The following is a 17,665-nucleotide window of genomic DNA, read 5'->3' as shown; positions in this document are numbered from 1 at the left end:
TCTGATTCTGCAAGCATATCTGTCGGCCGGCGGCACTCCTTCCGCACGCGCCATCGATCGGAACCGCAGAGGGGAAACATGTCGTTCGCCGCCAGCAACCCCGCCCATGAGTCGCCTGTCGTGATGGACCGGGGCGGCACCGAGGAGCCACTGGTCGTGCTGTTGCACGGGCGCGGTTCACGGGAGAGCGAGATCATCGGCCTCGCCGACGCGCTGCCGCCGGGGTTGTCGTACGCGGCGGTGCGGGCACCGCTGCCGGAGCACCCGGGCTTCGCCTGGTTCGCCAACCGGGGCATAGGCCGCCCCGTCCCCCAGTCGCTGCGCGCGACGATGGACTGGTTCCGTGAGTGGCTCGACCGAGCGGCAGCACCGGGGCGTCCGGTTCTGCTCGTGGGCTTCAGCGGCGGCGCCGCGTTCGCGGGAGGGCTGCTGCTGGACGATCCGGCCCGCTTCACCGGCGCCGCGCTCCTGTACGGCACGCTCCCGTTCGACGCGGGGGTGCCGGTGACGCCCGGCCGACTGGCCGATGTGCCGGTGTTCGTCGCGCACGGCGAGTACGACGAGGTCATCCCGCGTGAACTCCTCGACAGGACCTGGCACTACCTGACCGAGGAGTCGGAAGCCCGGATCACGGCCCGGCGCGATCCGGTGGGACACGGCATCGCTCAGCAGGCCCTGGACGCCCTCGCGGGCTGGCTCGCCGACCATTCCCGCCTCACGCCCCAGGAGGATCTCTTGTGGCACAAAGGTCTCGGCTGACGGAAAACCCTGATCAGCCCCCATCCCTCACCAACAAGGAAGAACAGCGCAATGAGCACCACCCCTGTCAGTGACATCGTGTCCTCCACCAAAGACTCCTCCCTGCCCGACGCCGTGAGCGTCGAGGAGGCCCGTCGGCTCGGCCGGTTCGGCCACAGCAAGCCCACGCCCGACAACAGCGTGATCCTGCTCATCGACCACCAGGTCGGGCTGCTGTCCGGCGTCCGTGACGTGAGCAGCCTGAGCGAGCTGAAGGCGAACATCCTCGGTCTCGCGGAGGTCGCCAAGGCCCTGGAGATCCCGGTTCTGCTGACGTCGTCCAACGCCCAGTGGCAGAACGGCGACCTCCTGCCCGAACTCAGGGAGCTCTTCCCCGACCTCCCTGTCATCCGCCGTACGGGCATCATCAACGCCTACGAGGACCCGACCTTCCGCGCGGAACTCAAGAAGATCACCGACACGGGCAGGGACCACGTCATCCTCGCCGGAGTCACCATCGGCACCTGCGCCACGTTCCCCACGCTGTCGCTGCTCAACGACGGCTTCCCGGTCTTCCCGGTCGTCGACGCGTGCGGTGCCTGGAACCGCTACGAGGCCGAGGCGGCGATGTCGCGGATGACCCTCGCGGGCGCCGAACTCACCACGGTCTTCGCGCTCGCCTGCGAACTACAGGAGGACTGGAAGAAGCCCACCGCGAACGCGATGCTCGCCCCCTTCCGTCACCACCTCCCCGAGTACAGCCTCGTCGTGGACAACTTCTGGAACAACTACGGCCAGAAGACCGTTCCGGACCCCTTCGCCTGAGCCGTCGTCCCCCCGCTCGAAAAGGCCGTTCGTCCCTGATCGTCACGGACGGACGGCCTGCTTTCACACTCGGTCGATCGACTGTTCGGTCCAGATCGTCTTGCCCGACAGACCGTAACGGCTCCCCCAACGGCTGCAGAACTGAGCGACGAGGAACAGGCCCCTGCCCCCCTCGTCGGTGGCCCGCGCATGACGCAGCCGAGGCTGGGTGTTGCTGGTGTCGGCGACCTCGCAGACCAGGACCCGGTCTCGGATCAGACGCAGTTCGGCCTGACTGCGCGCGTGACGGATCGCGTTGGTGACCAACTCGCTGGCGATGAGTTCGGTGGTGAAGGCGAGGTCGTCCAGGCCCCAGACGGCGAGTTGGCCCACCACCGCCTCGCGGGCCCGCGCGACCACCGCCGTGTCGGCGGGGAACGTCCAGGTGGCCGTGCTCGTCGACGGAATGGAGCGCAGTCGGGCGAGCAGGACGGTGGCGTCGTCACGGGTGCACCACGGGGTGGAGACCAGATCGTGGGCACTGTCGGCGAGGCTCCGCCCCTGACGGACGACGGAGTCCACCCGGTCGAGCAGCTGCTGCGGATCACGGTCGGGGTGCGTCAGACCGTCGGTGTAGAACACCAGAACGCTGTCGGCGGGCAGCGACAGCCGGGCCGTCCTGAACGGCAGACCGCCGACACCGAGCGGCGGACCCGGATCGAGGTCGACATAGTGTGCCGAACCGTCCGGGGGCACCACGATTGGCGGCGGATGACCCGCGTCGGCCAATAGACAGACCCCGCTGACGGGATCGTGGACGGCGTACAGGCAGGACGCCCCCACCACATCGGGATGGTCGGACTCGGCGGCGAGACGCTGGACCAGGTCGTCCAGACGCAGCAGCAGCTCGTCGGGGGCGATATCGAGATCCGAGAAGCTCTGCACGGCCGTGCGCAGCCGCGCCATCGTCGCGGCGGCGGCGATACCGTGCCCGATCACATCACCCACCACCAGGGCGACGCGCGCCGAGGACAGCGGGATCGCGTCGAACCAGTCACCTCCGACCCCGATGTGTTCCGCGGTCTCCCGATAGGCACCGGCCGTCTCGGCGGCGGCCGTGTCGGTTCCCGCGGGCGGCAGCAGACTGCGCTGGAGCGCGACGGCCGTCCGCCGTTCGCGGGCGTAGCGGCGGGCGTTGTCGATCGCCAGGCCCGTCCGGGTGGCGATCCCCGTCGCCAGCTCCTGGTCGCGCCTGGTAAAGGGCCGTGTGTCCTGGAAGCGGTACAAGGTCACTCCACCCACCGTCACCTCTCGGGCGAACAGCGGGATGTGCAGCGCCTGCCTCATGCCCGGGGGCACCAGCAGGGACACCAGACGCGGATCGTCACCCACCATGGCCGCGGCCTGCCGGGCATCGTAGACGAGGGCGTTGCCCTCGAAAGCGGCTTCGAACTCCGCCCGCCACGGCAGGGGCGGCCACCGCTCGCCGGCCCGCAGCAGCCCCGGCGGCCAAGGTCCGAGGACGTACTTGGTCGCGACCATGCGCAGGAACACGTCGTTCTGGAACGTCAAGGGCGGCTCCTCGCCCGTGAACACGGACTCGGCGATGGTCACACAGCCCATCTCCCCGAGTGCCGGGACGAGGACGTCGACCAGATCCTGCGCGGTCGTCACGAGGTCCAGGGAATGGCCGATCCGTTCCGACGCGTCCTGCATCACGGCCCGCCCGGCGTGCGACTCCTGCTCCGGATCGCCGGTGCCGTCCCCCTGCTCCTGCGGGAAGGCCACGACCTGGAACGTACGGGTTCCCGCCACCGGTACGACGGACAGGGTGACGCGCACCTCGCCGCCATCGCGCCGCCGCAGGACAACGACCGTGGCGCCGAGCCCGCCATCGGCCCGGTCCAGCACCGCGGACCAGGAGGCCGGAGCCGCCAGCATCCGGTCGACATCCTGCCCGACGGCCTCCTCCGCCCGGTGACCGAGCAGCGCGGCGGCGCCCTTGGACCAGTGCACGATCTCGCCGGCCGCGCTCACGACGAGCGTGGCCACGGCGGTGTCCGGGGGACTCCCGGTCCCCGCTCCGGAGACGGTCTGCTGAGGCATGAGCACCCCACGTGTTCGGTTTCGCGCCTGTGGGAGGCCAGTACCTCCCCAGTATCACGCCATCCCTGGCGGCGGGTATGTCTCACCGGGGGGAGGGATACGAGAGGGCATCGCTGTCCGGTTCGGCCGCGTGGTGTCGTGTGATCACCGAAGCTTCCGCTGCCGGTGACAGCGGAAGCGCGAACAGTGACAGGCCCCCTACGACCACAGACGAGCTGCTGCGCGCCCGGCACCACGAGGGTCGGCAGGTCACGGACCCGGCCCTGGCCACGGCCGAACCTCTTCAACCGGCGGTTTTGCCGCGCGCTGCCGAAACGGCCTCCAGATGCCCGACACCGAACCGGTCCGGCCCGAGGTCGCTCGACCACGATCACAGCGGCGTCCGGGCCGGACAGAGACCGGTGCGGCCCCCGGCGACACCCGTAGGGTCCACCCGAGGCACGAGGACATCCGGCAATCCGACGGCTCGACCGAGCCCCCGTCACCGATCAACCTCGCGCTGCCCTCCCTGCCCTCAGGCTGAGAACTTTCGCCCTGTACGGTCTCGTCGTCGCCGGCGACCCCAGAGGGCGGCGAGGAGAGTCGAGGGGGAAGAGGACGGATCATGTCGCGAGTGCCAGGGTGGCTCGGCCGGCTCGGTGCCGGGCTCACCGAGATGGGTGAGCGGCTCGACGAGCGGCGCGCCGAAGCCGACCGGGAACGTCGGGAGTCACGGGGCGAGCCCAAGGACGCCGGTACGGCCGCCGACGCCTCCGGCGCGTCCGAGGCACCCAGGAGCGCTCAGTCGCCGCAGGGCACCTCAGAACTGCACGGAGGCGACTCGCCGCCCCTGGTCGACTCAGACCCGCCGTCGCCTTTGGTGGCACGTCCTGAACCCGCCCTGGCCGTGCCGTGGGGGGTACGGGTCGCCGCGGAGGCGGGGTGGCGGCTGCTGGTGCTCGCCGGGACCGTCTGGGTGCTGATACGGGTGATCAGCGCGGTCCAGCTGGTCGTCCTCGCCTTCGTCGTCGCGCTGCTGCTGACCGCCCTGCTGGAGCCCGCCGTCGCCAGCCTGAAGCGGATCGGGGTGCCGCGCGGGCCGGCCACCGCGCTCACCGCGATCTTCGGGTTCGTCGTCATCGGCCTGACGGGCTGGTTCGTGACCTGGCAGGTCATGGAGAACATCGACAACCTCTCCGACCAGGTCCAGAACGGCATCGAGGACCTGCGCCGCTGGCTTCTCAACGGCCCCTTCCACGTCACCGACAAGCAGATCAACGGCATCACTCAGAATTTGGCCGATGCGGTCGGCGCGAACACGGACGCGGTCACGTCGATCGGCCTGGAGGGCGTGACCGTCGTCGTCGAGACCCTCACCGGCATCCTGCTCGCCTTCTTCTCCACCCTCTTCCTGCTCTACGACGGCAAGCGGATCTGGGAGTGGACCCTGAAGCTGGTGCCCGCGAATGCCCGGCCGGGCGTGGCCGGTGCCGGGCCGCGGGCGTGGGCCACGCTCACGGCATACGTGCGCGGCACGGTCCTGGTGGCGCTCATCGACGCGGTCTCCATCGGTATCGGCATCTACTTCCTGGATGTCCCGATGGCCGTGCCGCTCGCCGTCTTCATCTTCCTGTTCTCCTTCATCCCGCTGGTCGGCGCGGTCGCCTCCGGCACGCTGGCCGTGGTCATCGCGCTGGTGACACACGGCGTGTTCACCGCCGTGATGACGCTGGTGGTGGTGCTGGCGGTGCAACAGATCGAGGGCCACGTTCTGCAGCCGTTCATCCTCGGCCGGGCGGTGCGGGTCCATCCGCTCGCCGTGGTGCTCGCGGTGGCCTGCGGCGGCATGGTGGCGGGCATCGGCGGCGCGGTGGTCGCCGTACCGCTCGTCGCCGTCACCAACACGGTCGTCGGCTATCTGAAGGCTTACTCCGAGAACGCGGTTCTGCGCACCCCTTCCCAGGAGCGGAGCGCGCCGGCGCCGGACGCGCCGCCGCCCGTACCGCCGCCGGAGACATCTGCCTGAAGGCCATGGACGGCGAGGACCGCCGTCGTATGAGGTGGAGCCCTTCGGTGTGGCGGACGATGCCCAGCGCCCGGTGGCGTCGCGCAGCGCCGACATCAACATCAGCCGGTCAGGGCAGCAGACCGAGGAACTCAGGGTTAGCCTCCACGGCTTCGGGCAGCATGAGTCCGTAGACGGGCCAGGCCGCCCCCGTGGATGTGGAAGAGGACCAGGTCCTCTCGTGGCGACGGCGGGGTGATGAGCGGTGCCCCCGGGCCACCCGGGGAACGGAGACTCCGTGATGCCGTGCGGCGTCGGGGTCTGCGCCGCACGGCATCACGGCGAATTCGCGCTCCTGCGCGAGGGTGTCCTACGTGCGCGTACCCCGGCGCGAACACCCGCTGCGTGCCCTCGCCCAGCACCCGCGTGTCGTTGCCCACGAAGTGCTTGACGGTGGCCGCCATCCCGGCCGACTGCACGCCCCGGACGAAGCCGACCGTCGTGCGGGCGGTGAGGAGCGGGTCCTCGGAGCAGTACTCGAAGTACTGGCTATCACGGACGCCGGTTCGAAATGGATCTGACGGTCCCGCCGACCGCACGGTGACCGTCACTCCGACCGTCGGCTCGGTCCGCGAGGCCACTTCGGGCCGGCATTCGTACACCACTGAGGTGGACCCGGACCAACAGGGGAGGTGGCGGCGGACGACGGGGTCGCTGTCAAGCGTCGGCGACCCCGCTGTCCTTGAAGTTCGTGGCCAGGAGAGCCGTCGTCACGGCGATCGCGAGATCGCGCTCTTCCAGAATGTCGCGACCTGACTCCAGTGTGTCCGCCACGAGTTCGTTGAGCGCGCCGATGATCATCATGGCGAGGGGCCTGGGGGAGGGAGACAGGCCCTCGCGGCGGAACTCCTCGTTGTCGGAGAGCTTGTGGATGATCGCCACCATGGCATCGTTGCCGCGTCGGATCACCGGCTCCGCGCTCACGCCGAGATAGGGCAGCTCCCTGATGCCACACAGGTGCACCGCCGGGTGTCTGCTGACGTTGTCGAAGTAGACCCCGATGGCCTGGACGACCTGGTTCCGCCAGTTCGAGTGATCGTCGACGGCGAGGGAGAGATCCCGGACCAGGTCGTCGTTGATCTTGTCGATCAGGGCGAGCAACGCGTCGTCCTTGGTTGCGAAGACCAGGTAGAAGGTGCGGCGGGAGGCGCGTGCGGCCCGGACGACATCGGTGAGCGTCGTCTGGCGATACCCTTTCTCCTCGATGCACTGCCGCAGTCCGGACAGGAGACGATCCCTGGCATCGGCCGGCGGCGTTCGCTGCACGCTTCGGCCCGACTCATCGTTGTCTGCCTCTCGTTGAGATGTCACATGCACGACTGTAAGCCACGGCTGGAGTGCCTGGGGTTTCGCATCGTTGCAGGTCCCACCGCTCACGGGTGGTCACAGCACGGTCCAGGTGTTGCGTCCGGCGACGAGTCGACCGAGGGCTTCGGAGCGGTCGCCCAGGTCTGCCGAAGCGGTGGCGATCTGTCGGCGGATGCCGTCGTCGTACGTCGGGCGGTCGACCACACGGAAGATTCCGATCGGAGCCCGGTGCAGCACGCCGGCGTCGGTGAGCCGCGAGATGGCGAACGCCATGGAGGGGTCCGGGTTCCCCTGGTCGTGGACGAGCACATCGCCCGCCTTCTCCGCCGTGACCTCGACGATCCGCGCGCCGCCGCCTCCGTCGCGGACGACACCCTTGCTGCCCAGTCCGTCCTCGCCGGTCAGGTGGAGTATGTCGGAGGCCGGGGTGATCGGATATGTCCCGATGAAGAGGGGCAGTTGGGACCGGATCCCGCCGGCCAGCAGGTCCGTAGGCCAGTGCCAGGTTGCCGGAGATGTTCCGGTAGGTTCCGGCCGGCAATGAGGCGGGTCCTACCTCGTAGGAGACCGCGAACAGCTCGGTGGTCTCGCCGAAGCTCCAACCGGTTCAGAAATCGGGAAACGTCGCGAGGTCATTTGCCGTATGCCGCGGACTCGTGGGCGAACCGGTCACCGGTCAGCTGCATGCCGTCGCCGGAGTCCCCCGCGAATCGGATGATCACTCTGTCGAGCTGGTGGACCTGCTTGGGCGGACGGCTGTCCGGGGTGGAGGTGTTGCTCGTCATGTGAGGGCCCCTTCCGCTGCTCTTCGGGCTGGTTCGGAGCGATGCCGTTGTGCCAGCAGTGCCCAGGGAGCGGCGAGCAGAGTAAGGACCAGGATGGCGATCTCGGGTTCGGAGAGCAGGGGCTGGACGGCGAGGACGTACAGGGTGCCGCCGAGGTTTCCTATGACCATGAGAAAGCCGGCGACGGCCCCGGCGTGTTCGCGTCCGGCGATCACCTCCGACCAGTCGAGGGCCGCAGGCATGCCCGCCATCAGCACAAATCCCATGATTGCTGAGACCGCGAAGAGCGCGAGCGGTTCGCGCAGGAACAGGAAGGCCGGCATCGCGATCGTGGTGATCGCCCCGATGAGCATCAGCAGCCGACGTCGGTGCCCGAACCGTGTGGCCAGCGTCGGGAGGACCATGCAGCCGACGATGCCCGCAACGGTGATGACGGTCACCAGAGCGCCTCCGAGATCCGGATTGCCGAAGTCGGTCTGGATGGTGTCCAGCCAGGTGGCGAGGGCGTTGAAGAGGCCGAAGCCGATGAACAACTGCCCGGCGAGCAACCAGAGATCGCGGTTCATGCGGATGATTCCAGGTGAAGTCTTGACGGCGGCCTCGGCCGGAATCCGCGTGGAGATGCCGAGTGAGGCGAGGAAGACCGCGCAGGCTGTGGCGACCACGACGGCGTGCACGCCGACCAGCAGAGTCAGTCCGCCCTCTGCCATGAGCCAGCTTCCGGTCGACGCCGCCACCAGAATGCCGACGAACTGTGCTGCGGTGACGAGGGCGACAGCAACAGTCCGTCGCGTGGCCGTGAAGTGCCGCGCCGGCAGCTTGGTGATGGCGTTGATGACCAGTGGCTGCCCCACTGACAGAACGATCTGCCCGGCCAGCGCCCACGCGAAGGAGTGCGCGTCGACCGCCCTGATCACCGCGCCGGCGCCGCTGAGAACGGTGCCCACCACCAGGGTCGGACGGAACCATCGATCGAGCCACCGCCCCGACGGTATTCCGAGTATCACGTAGAAGAGGGGCACGACCACCGCGAGGTCCCCGACGGCCCCCTCCGACACCCCCAGGGCCGCGCTCGCCTCGTTGGTGACCGGCCCGTAGGTGAGCCACGGCAGCTGCGTGGACGCCATGAATATGCCGTAGGCGCCGATCGCCAGCCAGGGGCGGACACCTGTGCCGGACGGCGTGATGGGCCCCCCTTGACGCGTGTTTGCAGTCATGACCCTCCTCGGTCTGCTCGACGCGCGCACTCACTGCGACATCTGCGCGAAGAGGCATTGTCGTTTGTGTTACAGCGAAGTAGTCTGCGTCAGGGTACTGGGCAGTACCCACATTGAAAAGAGGCCAAGATGGGCACTCAAACCGCTCCAGATCTGGTCGTACTACCTCCCGGGCCCTCGCTTCCGGGGCCCGTACTCACCGGATCGTGGATGGCGTCCCGCAAGCGATTCCTCGGGGAACTCCAACGGCGCTACGGGTCGACGTTCGCCATGACACTGCCTCCGTTCGGGCCCAGTGTCTTCCTCTGCAGCGCCGACCTGACCAAGCACCTCCTGACCACGAGTCCGGCGATCGCGGGCCTCGGCCGGCCGAGCCTGGGCAACGTCCTCGGGCCCGGATCGATGTTCGCGCTCGACGGCCCCGAGCATCTGCGCCGACGCAAGCTGGTGGTCCCGCCCTTCCACGGCCGCAGGCTGCGCGCCTACGAAGAACTCATGGTCGAGGAGACCATCCGCGAGGCCGAGACCTGGCCGCAGGGCGTCGAGTTCGAGACCGCTCCGGCCTTCATGCGTCTCACCTTGAACATCATTCTTCGCGCCGTCCTCGGCGCCGAGGGTGAGCACCTCGACCGGCTGCGCGACCTGATGCCTCCGATCGCGGAACTCGGCGCCATGCTGACGGTGTCGCCGTTCGCCGACCGGGGCCGTTCCTGGGGGGCGTGGGCCCGGTACCGCCGGATGCGCCAGGAGTACGACGAGCTGGCGTTCGACCTCATCGACACCGTCAAGACGGACCCGAGCCTGGAGCAGCGCGAAGACGTCCTGGCCATGCTGGTGCAGAGCCGGTACGACGACGGCGAACCCATGTCGGACCAGGAGATCGCCGACGAACTGCTGACCATGCTCGGCGCCGGTCACGAGACCACGGCGAACACCCTGGCATGGGCGGTCGAACGGGTGACACGTCATCCGGCGCTTCTCGACCGCCTTGTGGCGGAGGCCGATGCCGGAGGCACCGAACTGCTGGCCGCGACGATCCTGGAGGTTCAGCGCACGCGGCCGGTCATCACCGACATCAGCCGCACGGTGCTCGCGCCGACGATGTCATTGGGGCAGTGGACCATTCCCCAGGGGCACCAGATCGTGGTCGCCATCGACTTCGTGCAGATGGACGAGAACGTCTTCCCCGAACCGGAGAAGTTCGATCCGGACCGGTTCCTGAACGCCCGGCCCGGAACCTACTCCTGGATCCCCTTCGGGGGTGGCACACGCCGGTGCATCGGTGCCGCCTTCGCGGATCTCGAGATGAACCTCGTCCTCCGCACCGTGCTCCAGAACTACGAACTCGGTACGACGTACGCGCCGGGCGAGAAGTGGAAGTCCCGTGGTGTCTCCTGGACTCCCGCACGGGGCGGCCGAGCCGTGGTCCACCGGCGTCACAAGGCCCGTGTCCTCTCCCGGAGTAAGACGGCCGCCGGCCAGAGAGGCGGCACACTGTGACGAACGTCGTGAAGGAACGATTCGCCGATGTCGGGCGAGGAATCACCCTGTGCTTCGATGAGATCGGTGATCCGGGAGCTACCCCGCTCCTGCTGATCCCCGGACTCGGACAACAGCTCATCTCGTGGCCGGAGCAGCTCTGCGGGTCGCTCGCCGGGCTCGGGTTCCGTGTGATCCGGCTCGACAACCGTGACAGCGGACACTCGACACACATCAAGGCCAAGCCGCCAGGTCCCCTCGCGATGATGACGGGGCGCTTTCCCCCGACCACGTACAACCTCCGGGACATGGCTCGTGACACCGAGGGCTTGCTCGACGCCCTCGGCATCGAGCGGGCCCATCTCGTGGGAGCGTCGATGGGCGGGATGATCGCGCAGGTCGTGGCGAGCAGGTACCCCCAGCGGGTGCGCAGCCTGACGTCCATGTTCTCCACGACCGGGGCGCCGAAAATCGGCAGGCCGGCGCTGTCGACCTGGATCAAGATGGCATCGGCGCCGACTGCCCACGTGGCGGAAGACGCGGCCAAGGCCGAGCTCCGGATGTTCCGCCACATCGGCTCGCACGGATTCGGGTTCGACGCCCAGGGGGTCGCCGAGCAGGCGGTCGCGGCCTGGGGACGCGACCCGACGTCCGGCGGAGTGTCCAGGCAACTGGCCGCGATCCTCGCCTCCGGGGACAGGACCGCGGAGCTCGCGGGCGTCACCGCGCCGACCCTGGTGGTACACGGCGACCGTGACCGCATGGTCGCCACGTCCGGAGGCCTGGCCACGCACCGGGCCATCCCCCACTCGACGCTGTGGATCGTTCCCGGGATGGGCCACGACTACCCGCGTGCCCTGTGGACCGACTTCACGCAGCGGATCGGCACGCACGCTGCGGACGCCGACACGGACCGGCCCGGTTCGAACGACGCACCGCATGCGCGAGCCCGGCGCCCACGCAAGCGCACAGAGTCCGTCGCCAAGGCAGGGGGCACATCGAACATTTCGGAGGGCGCATGAGAGCTCCACGACCCGAACTGCTGCGCGGTCAGGCCGTCGTCATCACCGGCGCGGCCTCGGGAATCGGCAGAGCGCTGGCCCAGCGGCTCTCCCGGCAGGGATGCCCGGTCGCCATCGCCGACGTCGACGAGGCCGGGCTGGCCGTGACCGCCCGGTCGCTGACCTCACCGACGCTGTCCAGGATTCTCGACGTACGCAGCGCCTCCGACGTGGCCGTCTTCGCGGACGATGTCGGGCGGTGGCGGCCGGGCAGTCTGGGGGCGGTGTTCAACAACGCCGGCGTGGCAGTGAACGCGACTGTGGTGGATGCCGATGCCGAAGACGACAAGTGGTTGTACGACATCAACTTCCACGGTGTGGTCAACGGAACGCGCGCGTTCCTGCCCCTTCTGCTCGATCAAGGGTACGGGGCGGTGGTCAACACATCGAGCGTGTACGGGCTCGTCGCCGTGCGCTATCACAGCGCCTACTGCGCCTCCAAGTTCGCGGTCCGGGGATACACCGAGGCGCTCCGCGACGAGCTCAGGGGAAGCGGCGTGCGTTCGGTCACCGTCCACCCCGGTGGGATCAAGACGAACATCGCCAACACGGCCCGCGTCCGCAGCGACCCCTCCGGTCGCGGACGTTCACAGGCTCAGATGGCCCGGGAATTCGACGCGGCCGCCATGACCACGCCCGAGCGGGCCGCGCGGATCATCCAGCGGGGGGTGGAGAAGGGGAAGTCGAGGATCCTCGTCGGGCCGGATGCCTTCCTGGTCGACGTCCTCGCACGCATCACGCCCACCCGTGCCGCCGATGCTCTCGCGGCCCTCGATTCGAAGCTGTCCGCCGCGTCGAAGAAGGAAATCGTCCGATGACAGATCCCGAGCAGAACCATGTCGATGTGCTCATCGTGGGGGCAGGGCTCTCCGGCGTGGGTGCGGCCTGTGCCTTGGCCCGTACCTGCCCGGATCGCAGTGTGCTCGTCGTCGAGGCACGCGACGACCTCGGCGGTACATGGGACCTGTTCCGCTACCCGGGTGTCCGTTCCGACTCCGACATGAACACGCTGGGCTACACCTTCCGTCCCTGGACGGACCCCGTCGCCATCGCCGACGGACCGAGCATTCTGAGTTATATCCGTGACACCGCCGAGGAGTTCGGCGTCACGGAGCGCATCCGCTACCGGCATCGGGTCAAGCGCGCGCAGTGGAACTCGGAGCGTGCGCGGTGGACCGTCGAGATCAGCCGTGGGGGCGGAGGCGGAAAGGAGGGTGCGCCGGAGGGCGAGGACACCGTGGCTCTCACGTGCTCGTTCCTGTACCTGTGCACGGGTTACTACGACTACGACACCGGCTACCAGCCGGACTTCCCGGGCGTCGACACCTTCGAGGGCGAGCTGGTGCATCCGCAGCACTGGCCGACGGATCTCGACTACGCCGACAAACGTGTTGTCGTCATCGGCAGCGGCGCGACCGCGGTGACGTTGGTGCCCGCCATGGCACGGGACGCGGCACATGTGACGATGCTCCAACGGTCACCCACCTACATCCTGGCCGGGCCGAGGCGGGACCGGACGGCGGCGCTTCTGGGCCGCTACGTGGGCCAGGACAGAGCGGCGCCCGTGGTCTTCTGGAAGAACGTGCTGCGCAGCCTCGGGCAGTACGAACTGAGCCGTCGCAGGCCGACGTTGGTCGCCGGCTTGGTGCGCAAGGACGCGGCCAGACAACTGCCCCCCGGCTTCGATGTCGCGCGTCATCTCACACCCACGTACAAACCCTGGGACCAGCGGATGTGCCTGGCACCGGACGGCGACCTCTTCGAGGTCATCCGGTCCGGGCGGGCCTCGATGGAGACCGACACCATCGAGACGTTCACACCGAACGGCATCAGGCTGTCGAGCGGCAGGGAGATCGAGGCCGACGTGGTCGTGTCGGCCACCGGGCTCACCTTGCTGAGCATGGGCGGAATCGACCTGGAGGTCGACGGGGCGAAGGTCGACATCGGTTCCACCGTCGCCTACAAGGCCATGATGCTGTGCGGCGTCCCCAATTTCGCGTGGACCGTCGGCTACACGAATGCCTCGTGGACCTTGAAGGCCGATCTCGTGGCCCGCTATGTGTGCCGGCTGCTCTCGTACATGGCCGAGCGAGGGTACTCGATAGCCGAGCCGCAGGCGCCGCGGACCGAGGACACGTTGCCCATGGTCGACCTGGCTTCCGGATACGTCCGGCGTGGCATCGCGAATTTCCCGAAGCAGGGTGTCGAGGAACCGTGGCGCCTCAAGCAGAACTACGTGGCCGACCTGTGGTCGTTGCGCCGCGACACTCCCACCGACCACATGAGGTTCGCCACCCGGGGAGAGACATCTACGTGACGGGGGCCCACCGAAAGGAAAGAAAGCACGTTTACGGCAAGTTTTGACAATGGGCGAGGTCTGGACGTTCAGGGTACTCGAAAGTACCCTAACCGCGTGAACCTCAGTGCACTTCTCGAAGAGTCCGCCGCCGCCTACGCGGAGCGGACGGCAGTCGTCCTGGGCGAACAGCGCCTGACCTACGCGGACCTCGACGCACGCGCCAACCAGGTGGCGAACCTGCTGGTCCGGCACGGGATACGCCCGGGTGACAAGGTGGCCCTGTCCTGCCCGAACATCCCCCAGTTCACCAGCATCTACTTCGGCATCCTCAAGGCGGGCGGGGCCGTCGTCCCGCTCAACGTGCTGCTCAAGGCGCGCGAAGTCGCCTACCACCTGGCCGACTCGGACGCGAAGGCGTACTTCGCCTTCGAGGGGACACCTGAGCTGCCGATCGGCTCGGAGGCATACGGCGGTTTCCTGGAAGCGGACGGATGCACCGACTTCTTCCTGATCACCGCCACGCCGGGCGGATCGCCGGCCGAGGGGGAGCAGCGGCACTTCCAGACCCTCGTCGCCGATCAGCCGTCCACCTTCGAGACGATCGACCGCGACGACGAGGACACGGCCGTGATCCTCTACACCTCGGGTACGACAGGTCATCCCAAGGGAGCCGAACTCCGCCATCGCAACATGCGTGACAACGCGCTCGTCGGGCGGAAGACCTTCCGCGCGGATCCCGCTCGCCCCGACACCTACCTCTGCGTCCTGCCGCTCTTCCACTCCTTCGGCCAGACGGTGGTGCAGAACACCGCCCTCGCGTTCGGGGGGACGCTCGTCCTGCAACCGCGGTTCGACCCGAAGTCCGCTCTGGAACTGCTGGCCAAGGAGCGGATCACGTTCTTCGCCGGAGTGCCGACCATGTTCTGGGGACTGCTGGGCGCCTTGGCGGGGGCCGCCGACACCGCCGGGATCACCGAGTCCCTGCGGATGGCGGTCTCCGGAGGTTCCGCCCTGCCGACCGAGGTGCACAAGGACTTCAAGGAGCGATTCGGCGTCACCATCCTTGAGGGCTACGGCCTTTCGGAGACCTCACCGGTGGCCGCGTTCTCGGTCTATGGCGAAGAGCCGAGGGTGGGCTCGATCGGGGTGCCGATCCCGGGCGTGAGCATGAAACTCATCGACGACAACTGGAACGAGATACCGGACGATCCGGGGACGATCGGCGAGATCGCGATCAGCGGGCACAACGTGATGAAGGGGTACTACAAGCGCCCCGACGCCACGGCCGAGGCGGTGCGCGACGGCTGGTTCCGCACCGGTGACCTCGCCCGCAAGGACCAGGACGGGTTCTACTACATCGTCGACCGGGCCAAGGACATGATCATCCGAGGCGGCTACAACGTCTACCCGAGGGAGATCGAGGAGGTTCTGATGACCCACCCCGCGGTGTCGCTGGTCGCGGTCGTCGGGGTGCCGCACTCCTCCCACGGGGAGGAGATCAAGGCGTTCGTGGTGCGCGAGCCGGGTGCCGAGACCACGGAGGACGACCTGCTCGCCTGGGGCAAGGAGCAGTTCGCGTCGTACAAGTACCCGCGCGTGGTGGAGTTCGTCGGCACGCTGCCGATGACGTCCACCGGGAAGATCCTCAAGCGCGAACTCGTGTGAGCGCAAGCCCCCGTGGGAGAACCGAGGTTGGCCCACGGGGCAGCCGCCCACCGGTCGTCAGTCCGCCGGGCGGGCGGGGTCGGCTTTCTCCGGGGGCTTTGCGGACGTGCACTTGGCCCATGGCCCGGTCGACGGTGATCTCGATGACCACGCGCTCCGGGTCGGGCGCGGGGGTACGTCCGTACCGTTCGGCATAGTGGGCCACGGCGTCCTCCACGGCCACGGGGTCGGCGTTGACCTTGGCGACGCCCTCCAGGGTGGCCCAGTGTCCGCCGTCCACCTGGCAGACGGCCACCCGGGCATGACCGGCGGCTGCCTGGAAGTGGGCGACCTTTCTGCTGGACTTGCGCGTGATGACGCGGGCGACACCCGCGTCGGGGTCGACCGTGACACCCACGGGCACGACGTGGGGACTGCCGTCCGGGCGCAGGCCCGTCAGAGTGCAGAGGTGGTGCACGGGTATGCCTCGCCGGGCGGCTTCGGCCCCGAGGGCCGCATGTGTGCGTGTGCTCTGATCCACTGCGTGGTGGCGTGACCGGGACGCGTGGCTCCTCGCCAGGGGTTCCCGCGTCGGCGGCGGGATGCGAAGGTCCCGCTCTTCGGCCGGGTGGGCCCGATTGGCCGCTGATCGCTCGAATGGGGAAGCGTTTACAGTGAGGGGTGTGTCCTCAGGAAATGCCGTGGTAGCGCGTAATGTGCGTCTTCTCAGAGAGCAGCGTGGTCTGTCTTCGGCCGAGTTGGCCCGTCAGGCCGGGCTGGCCAAGCAGACTCTGTCCAATCTGGAGCAGGGCACGGGCAACCCCACGGTGGACACGCTGTTCGCCATCGCGGCCGCCCTCGGTGTACCGGTCACGCGGCTCGTGGCGGAGCGTGAGCAGGTCATGACCGTGCAGCGTGGCGACGAGGTCGTCTGGCAGCAGCACCCGGGCTATGCCTCGCGCTCCCTCGACCACATCTACGGCTCCGGTGTCATCGAGAACTACGTTGTGCGTATCGGTGGGGAGAGCCGGGCCGAGGGCGCGGGGAAGCCGTCCGAGGCGCACCCGGTGGGCACCCTGGAGCATCTGTACGTCATCAGCGGCCGGGTGCGCGTGGGTCCCGCAGACACCCCGGTCGAGCTGTCGGCCGGCGACTTCGTGCGCTACCCGGGCGACCGTCCCCATGTGTACGAGTCACTGGACGGTGAGAGCGTCGTGCACATCGTGGTCAGTGTGCCGAGAGTGCAGCCGGGGACCGGGGGCGTGCATGTCGCGCGGAGCCATGGAGACGGACGGCGCTGACCGCACACGCCCATGATCGGCACGGCGCCGTGGGCCGAGGCCCACGGCGACCTCCTTCAGACCGGTGCGTACCCGCAGGGGTATCGCGCGTCCGCGAGCATGTGCAGCCGGGCGCCGATGCCCCCGTTGCGGATGCGGCCGTCCTCCTCGATGCTGAGGAACTTTCCCGTCGAGCGCAGCGCGGTGAGGTCGAGGAACAGCACCGACGCGCACGGGATGAGCCGCTCGCGGAAGGTGAAAACGTACCGGCCCTCGCTCAGGCGCCAGTACGAGGCATCGTCGCAGTCGCCGTGCCCCGGCTGCTCGCCGCGCAGACACTGCCAGGCGCAGAGCCGGGAGTTGAGGTAGACGTGCTCGAACACGATCTCCGGGCTGTACTCGTTGAACAGCCGCTTGCCCAGGAGGTCACGGGTCTCGGTGGGAGGCGCGGTCGCGGCGGGCTCTCCGCCGGGGCCCAGCAGCACGCCGGCCGTGATCGTCTGGCCGACGCGCGGCCGGCCGGGCCGCTCGTGTTCGCCCACGGTCGTCAGGACCGACAGCGCCCGCCCCGACGTGCGGTCGGCGATCAGGGTCCAGGCCTCCCGCTCGTCATGGCTGCGTCGCCAGATGTCGACGAAGAAGGTGCCGTCGGCGACCTCCACGGCGTCGTAGGCGTCCGTTCCGCTCGGACCGTCCCGGTGGCTCCAGGCGACGGTGCCGTCGGCGAAGCGGAGGGTGACGACGTCGGTGCCGAGCGCGGCGCCGACCGTCTGTCCCTCCAGGGCGTCCGTCTGCGGGAGACGGTTGACGTAGATGCCGTGCGGACCTTCTTCGTCCGTGCTGGCGCTGTCGTGCGAGTCCATGTCACTCCGGCCGATCGGTTGACGGAAGTACCGCGGT

16 protein-coding genes and 2 pseudogenes are annotated in these 17,665 nt (G+C 68.6%); 10 read left to right on the top strand and 8 right to left on the bottom strand.

Features of this window, described 5'->3' with window-relative positions; all coding sequences use genetic code 11:
* The first annotated feature begins 78 nt into the window (after positions 1–78).
* Together FNH08_RS05080 and FNH08_RS05075 are read left to right on the top strand one after the other, a co-directional pair.
* Positions 79–759 carry an alpha/beta hydrolase gene (locus FNH08_RS05080; protein WP_228033909.1) on the top strand — a complete coding sequence of 227 codons (681 nt, stop codon included), beginning with the start codon at positions 79–81 and terminating at the stop codon, positions 757–759.
* 51 nt (positions 760–810) lie between these two features.
* Positions 811–1,563 carry an isochorismatase family protein gene (locus tag FNH08_RS05075; protein WP_152770029.1) on the top strand — a complete coding sequence of 251 codons (753 nt, stop codon included), beginning with the start codon at positions 811–813 and terminating at the stop codon, positions 1,561–1,563.
* 63 nt (positions 1,564–1,626) lie between these two features.
* Here the strand turns inward: FNH08_RS05075 and FNH08_RS05070 are convergent, their stop codons facing one another.
* Complete coding sequence (locus FNH08_RS05070; RefSeq protein ID WP_152770028.1) at positions 1,627–3,648, bottom strand: SpoIIE family protein phosphatase; 2,022 nt, start codon at positions 3,646–3,648, stop codon at positions 1,627–1,629.
* A gap of 604 nt (positions 3,649–4,252) precedes the next feature.
* On the opposite strand from FNH08_RS05070, the gene FNH08_RS05065 reads away from it, so the two are divergent.
* Positions 4,253–5,653 carry an AI-2E family transporter gene (locus FNH08_RS05065; RefSeq protein ID WP_152770027.1) on the top strand — a complete coding sequence of 467 codons (1,401 nt, stop codon included), beginning with the start codon at positions 4,253–4,255 and terminating at the stop codon, positions 5,651–5,653.
* Between the two features lie 353 nt (positions 5,654–6,006).
* Complete coding sequence (locus FNH08_RS52985) at positions 6,007–6,213, top strand: hypothetical protein (RefSeq protein WP_265579745.1); 207 nt, start codon at positions 6,007–6,009, stop codon at positions 6,211–6,213.
* A gap of 136 nt (positions 6,214–6,349) precedes the next feature.
* Here the strand turns inward: FNH08_RS52985 and FNH08_RS05055 are convergent, their stop codons facing one another.
* From FNH08_RS05055 to FNH08_RS05045, 5 genes and pseudogenes are all read right to left on the bottom strand, one after another.
* On the bottom strand, positions 6,350–6,958 hold the full coding sequence (locus FNH08_RS05055; RefSeq protein WP_152770026.1) for a TetR/AcrR family transcriptional regulator: 609 nt from the start codon (positions 6,956–6,958) through the stop codon (positions 6,350–6,352).
* Between the two features lie 117 nt (positions 6,959–7,075).
* Positions 7,076–7,309 (bottom strand): hypothetical protein, encoded by a 234-nt coding sequence (locus tag FNH08_RS50595; protein ID WP_194238383.1) that lies wholly within the window; start codon positions 7,307–7,309, stop codon positions 7,076–7,078.
* 96 nt (positions 7,310–7,405) lie between these two features.
* Positions 7,406–7,604 (bottom strand): annotated as a pseudogene (locus FNH08_RS53920) (2-oxoacid:acceptor oxidoreductase subunit alpha); the annotation flags it as partial.
* A 28-nt stretch (positions 7,605–7,632) separates the two neighbouring features.
* Positions 7,633–7,785: a hypothetical protein gene (locus FNH08_RS53915; protein WP_407704334.1), complete on the bottom strand. Its 153-nt coding sequence runs from the start codon at positions 7,783–7,785 to the stop codon at positions 7,633–7,635.
* Positions 7,782–9,002, bottom strand: coding sequence for an MFS transporter (locus tag FNH08_RS05045; RefSeq protein WP_152770025.1), 1,221 nt, complete (start codon positions 9,000–9,002; stop codon positions 7,782–7,784). The genes FNH08_RS53915 and FNH08_RS05045 overlap by 4 nt, the downstream gene beginning before the upstream one ends.
* A 210-nt stretch (positions 9,003–9,212) precedes the next feature.
* Here FNH08_RS05045 and FNH08_RS05040 point away from each other — a divergent pair, with 210 nt between their 5' ends.
* The 5 genes from FNH08_RS05040 to FNH08_RS05020 all read left to right on the top strand — a co-directional run bounded on the left by FNH08_RS05040 (position 9,213) and on the right by FNH08_RS05020 (position 15,506).
* The gene (locus FNH08_RS05040; protein WP_228033908.1) at positions 9,213–10,502 is read left to right on the top strand and encodes a cytochrome P450; all 1,290 of its coding nucleotides are present in this window, start codon (positions 9,213–9,215) and stop codon (positions 10,500–10,502) included.
* A complete protein-coding gene (locus FNH08_RS05035) occupies positions 10,499–11,503 on the top strand; it encodes an alpha/beta fold hydrolase (protein ID WP_322723718.1) in 1,005 nt (334 codons plus the stop codon). The genes FNH08_RS05040 and FNH08_RS05035 overlap by 4 nt, the downstream gene beginning before the upstream one ends.
* Entirely contained in the window at positions 11,500–12,360 is an 861-nt protein-coding gene (locus FNH08_RS05030; protein ID WP_152770023.1) for an SDR family NAD(P)-dependent oxidoreductase, read from the top strand. Before FNH08_RS05035 ends, FNH08_RS05030 begins: the two co-directional genes overlap by 4 nt.
* Positions 12,357–13,859 (top strand): flavin-containing monooxygenase, encoded by a 1,503-nt coding sequence (locus tag FNH08_RS05025; RefSeq protein ID WP_152770022.1) that lies wholly within the window; start codon positions 12,357–12,359, stop codon positions 13,857–13,859. Before FNH08_RS05030 ends, FNH08_RS05025 begins: the two co-directional genes overlap by 4 nt.
* A gap of 96 nt (positions 13,860–13,955) precedes the next feature.
* The gene (locus FNH08_RS05020; RefSeq protein WP_322723716.1) at positions 13,956–15,506 is read left to right on the top strand and encodes a long-chain-fatty-acid--CoA ligase; all 1,551 of its coding nucleotides are present in this window, start codon (positions 13,956–13,958) and stop codon (positions 15,504–15,506) included.
* A 112-nt stretch (positions 15,507–15,618) separates the two neighbouring features.
* Here the strand turns inward: FNH08_RS05020 and FNH08_RS51585 are convergent.
* Positions 15,619–16,026: pseudogene (locus FNH08_RS51585) on the bottom strand (pyridoxamine 5'-phosphate oxidase family protein); the annotation flags it as partial.
* Positions 16,027–16,201: 175 nt separating this feature from the next.
* Between FNH08_RS51585 and FNH08_RS05010 the strand changes: the two are divergent.
* A complete protein-coding gene (locus FNH08_RS05010) occupies positions 16,202–16,786 on the top strand; it encodes a helix-turn-helix domain-containing protein (protein ID WP_322723714.1) in 585 nt (194 codons plus the stop codon).
* A gap of 56 nt (positions 16,787–16,842) precedes the next feature.
* On the opposite strand, the gene FNH08_RS05005 is transcribed toward FNH08_RS05010, so the two are convergent.
* The gene (locus tag FNH08_RS05005; RefSeq protein ID WP_152770018.1) at positions 16,843–17,628 is read right to left on the bottom strand and encodes a MoaF C-terminal domain-containing protein; all 786 of its coding nucleotides are present in this window, start codon (positions 17,626–17,628) and stop codon (positions 16,843–16,845) included.
* Between the last annotated feature and the right edge of the window lie 37 nt (positions 17,629–17,665).

The sequence above is a fragment of the Streptomyces spongiae genome (genome assembly GCF_009377185.1).
In the GTDB taxonomy this organism is placed as follows: Bacteria; Actinomycetota; Actinomycetes; order Streptomycetales; family Streptomycetaceae; genus Streptomyces; species Streptomyces spongiae.
Note: the sequence above shows the minus strand (reverse complement) of the source record. Positions and strands in the feature narration are given on the sequence as shown.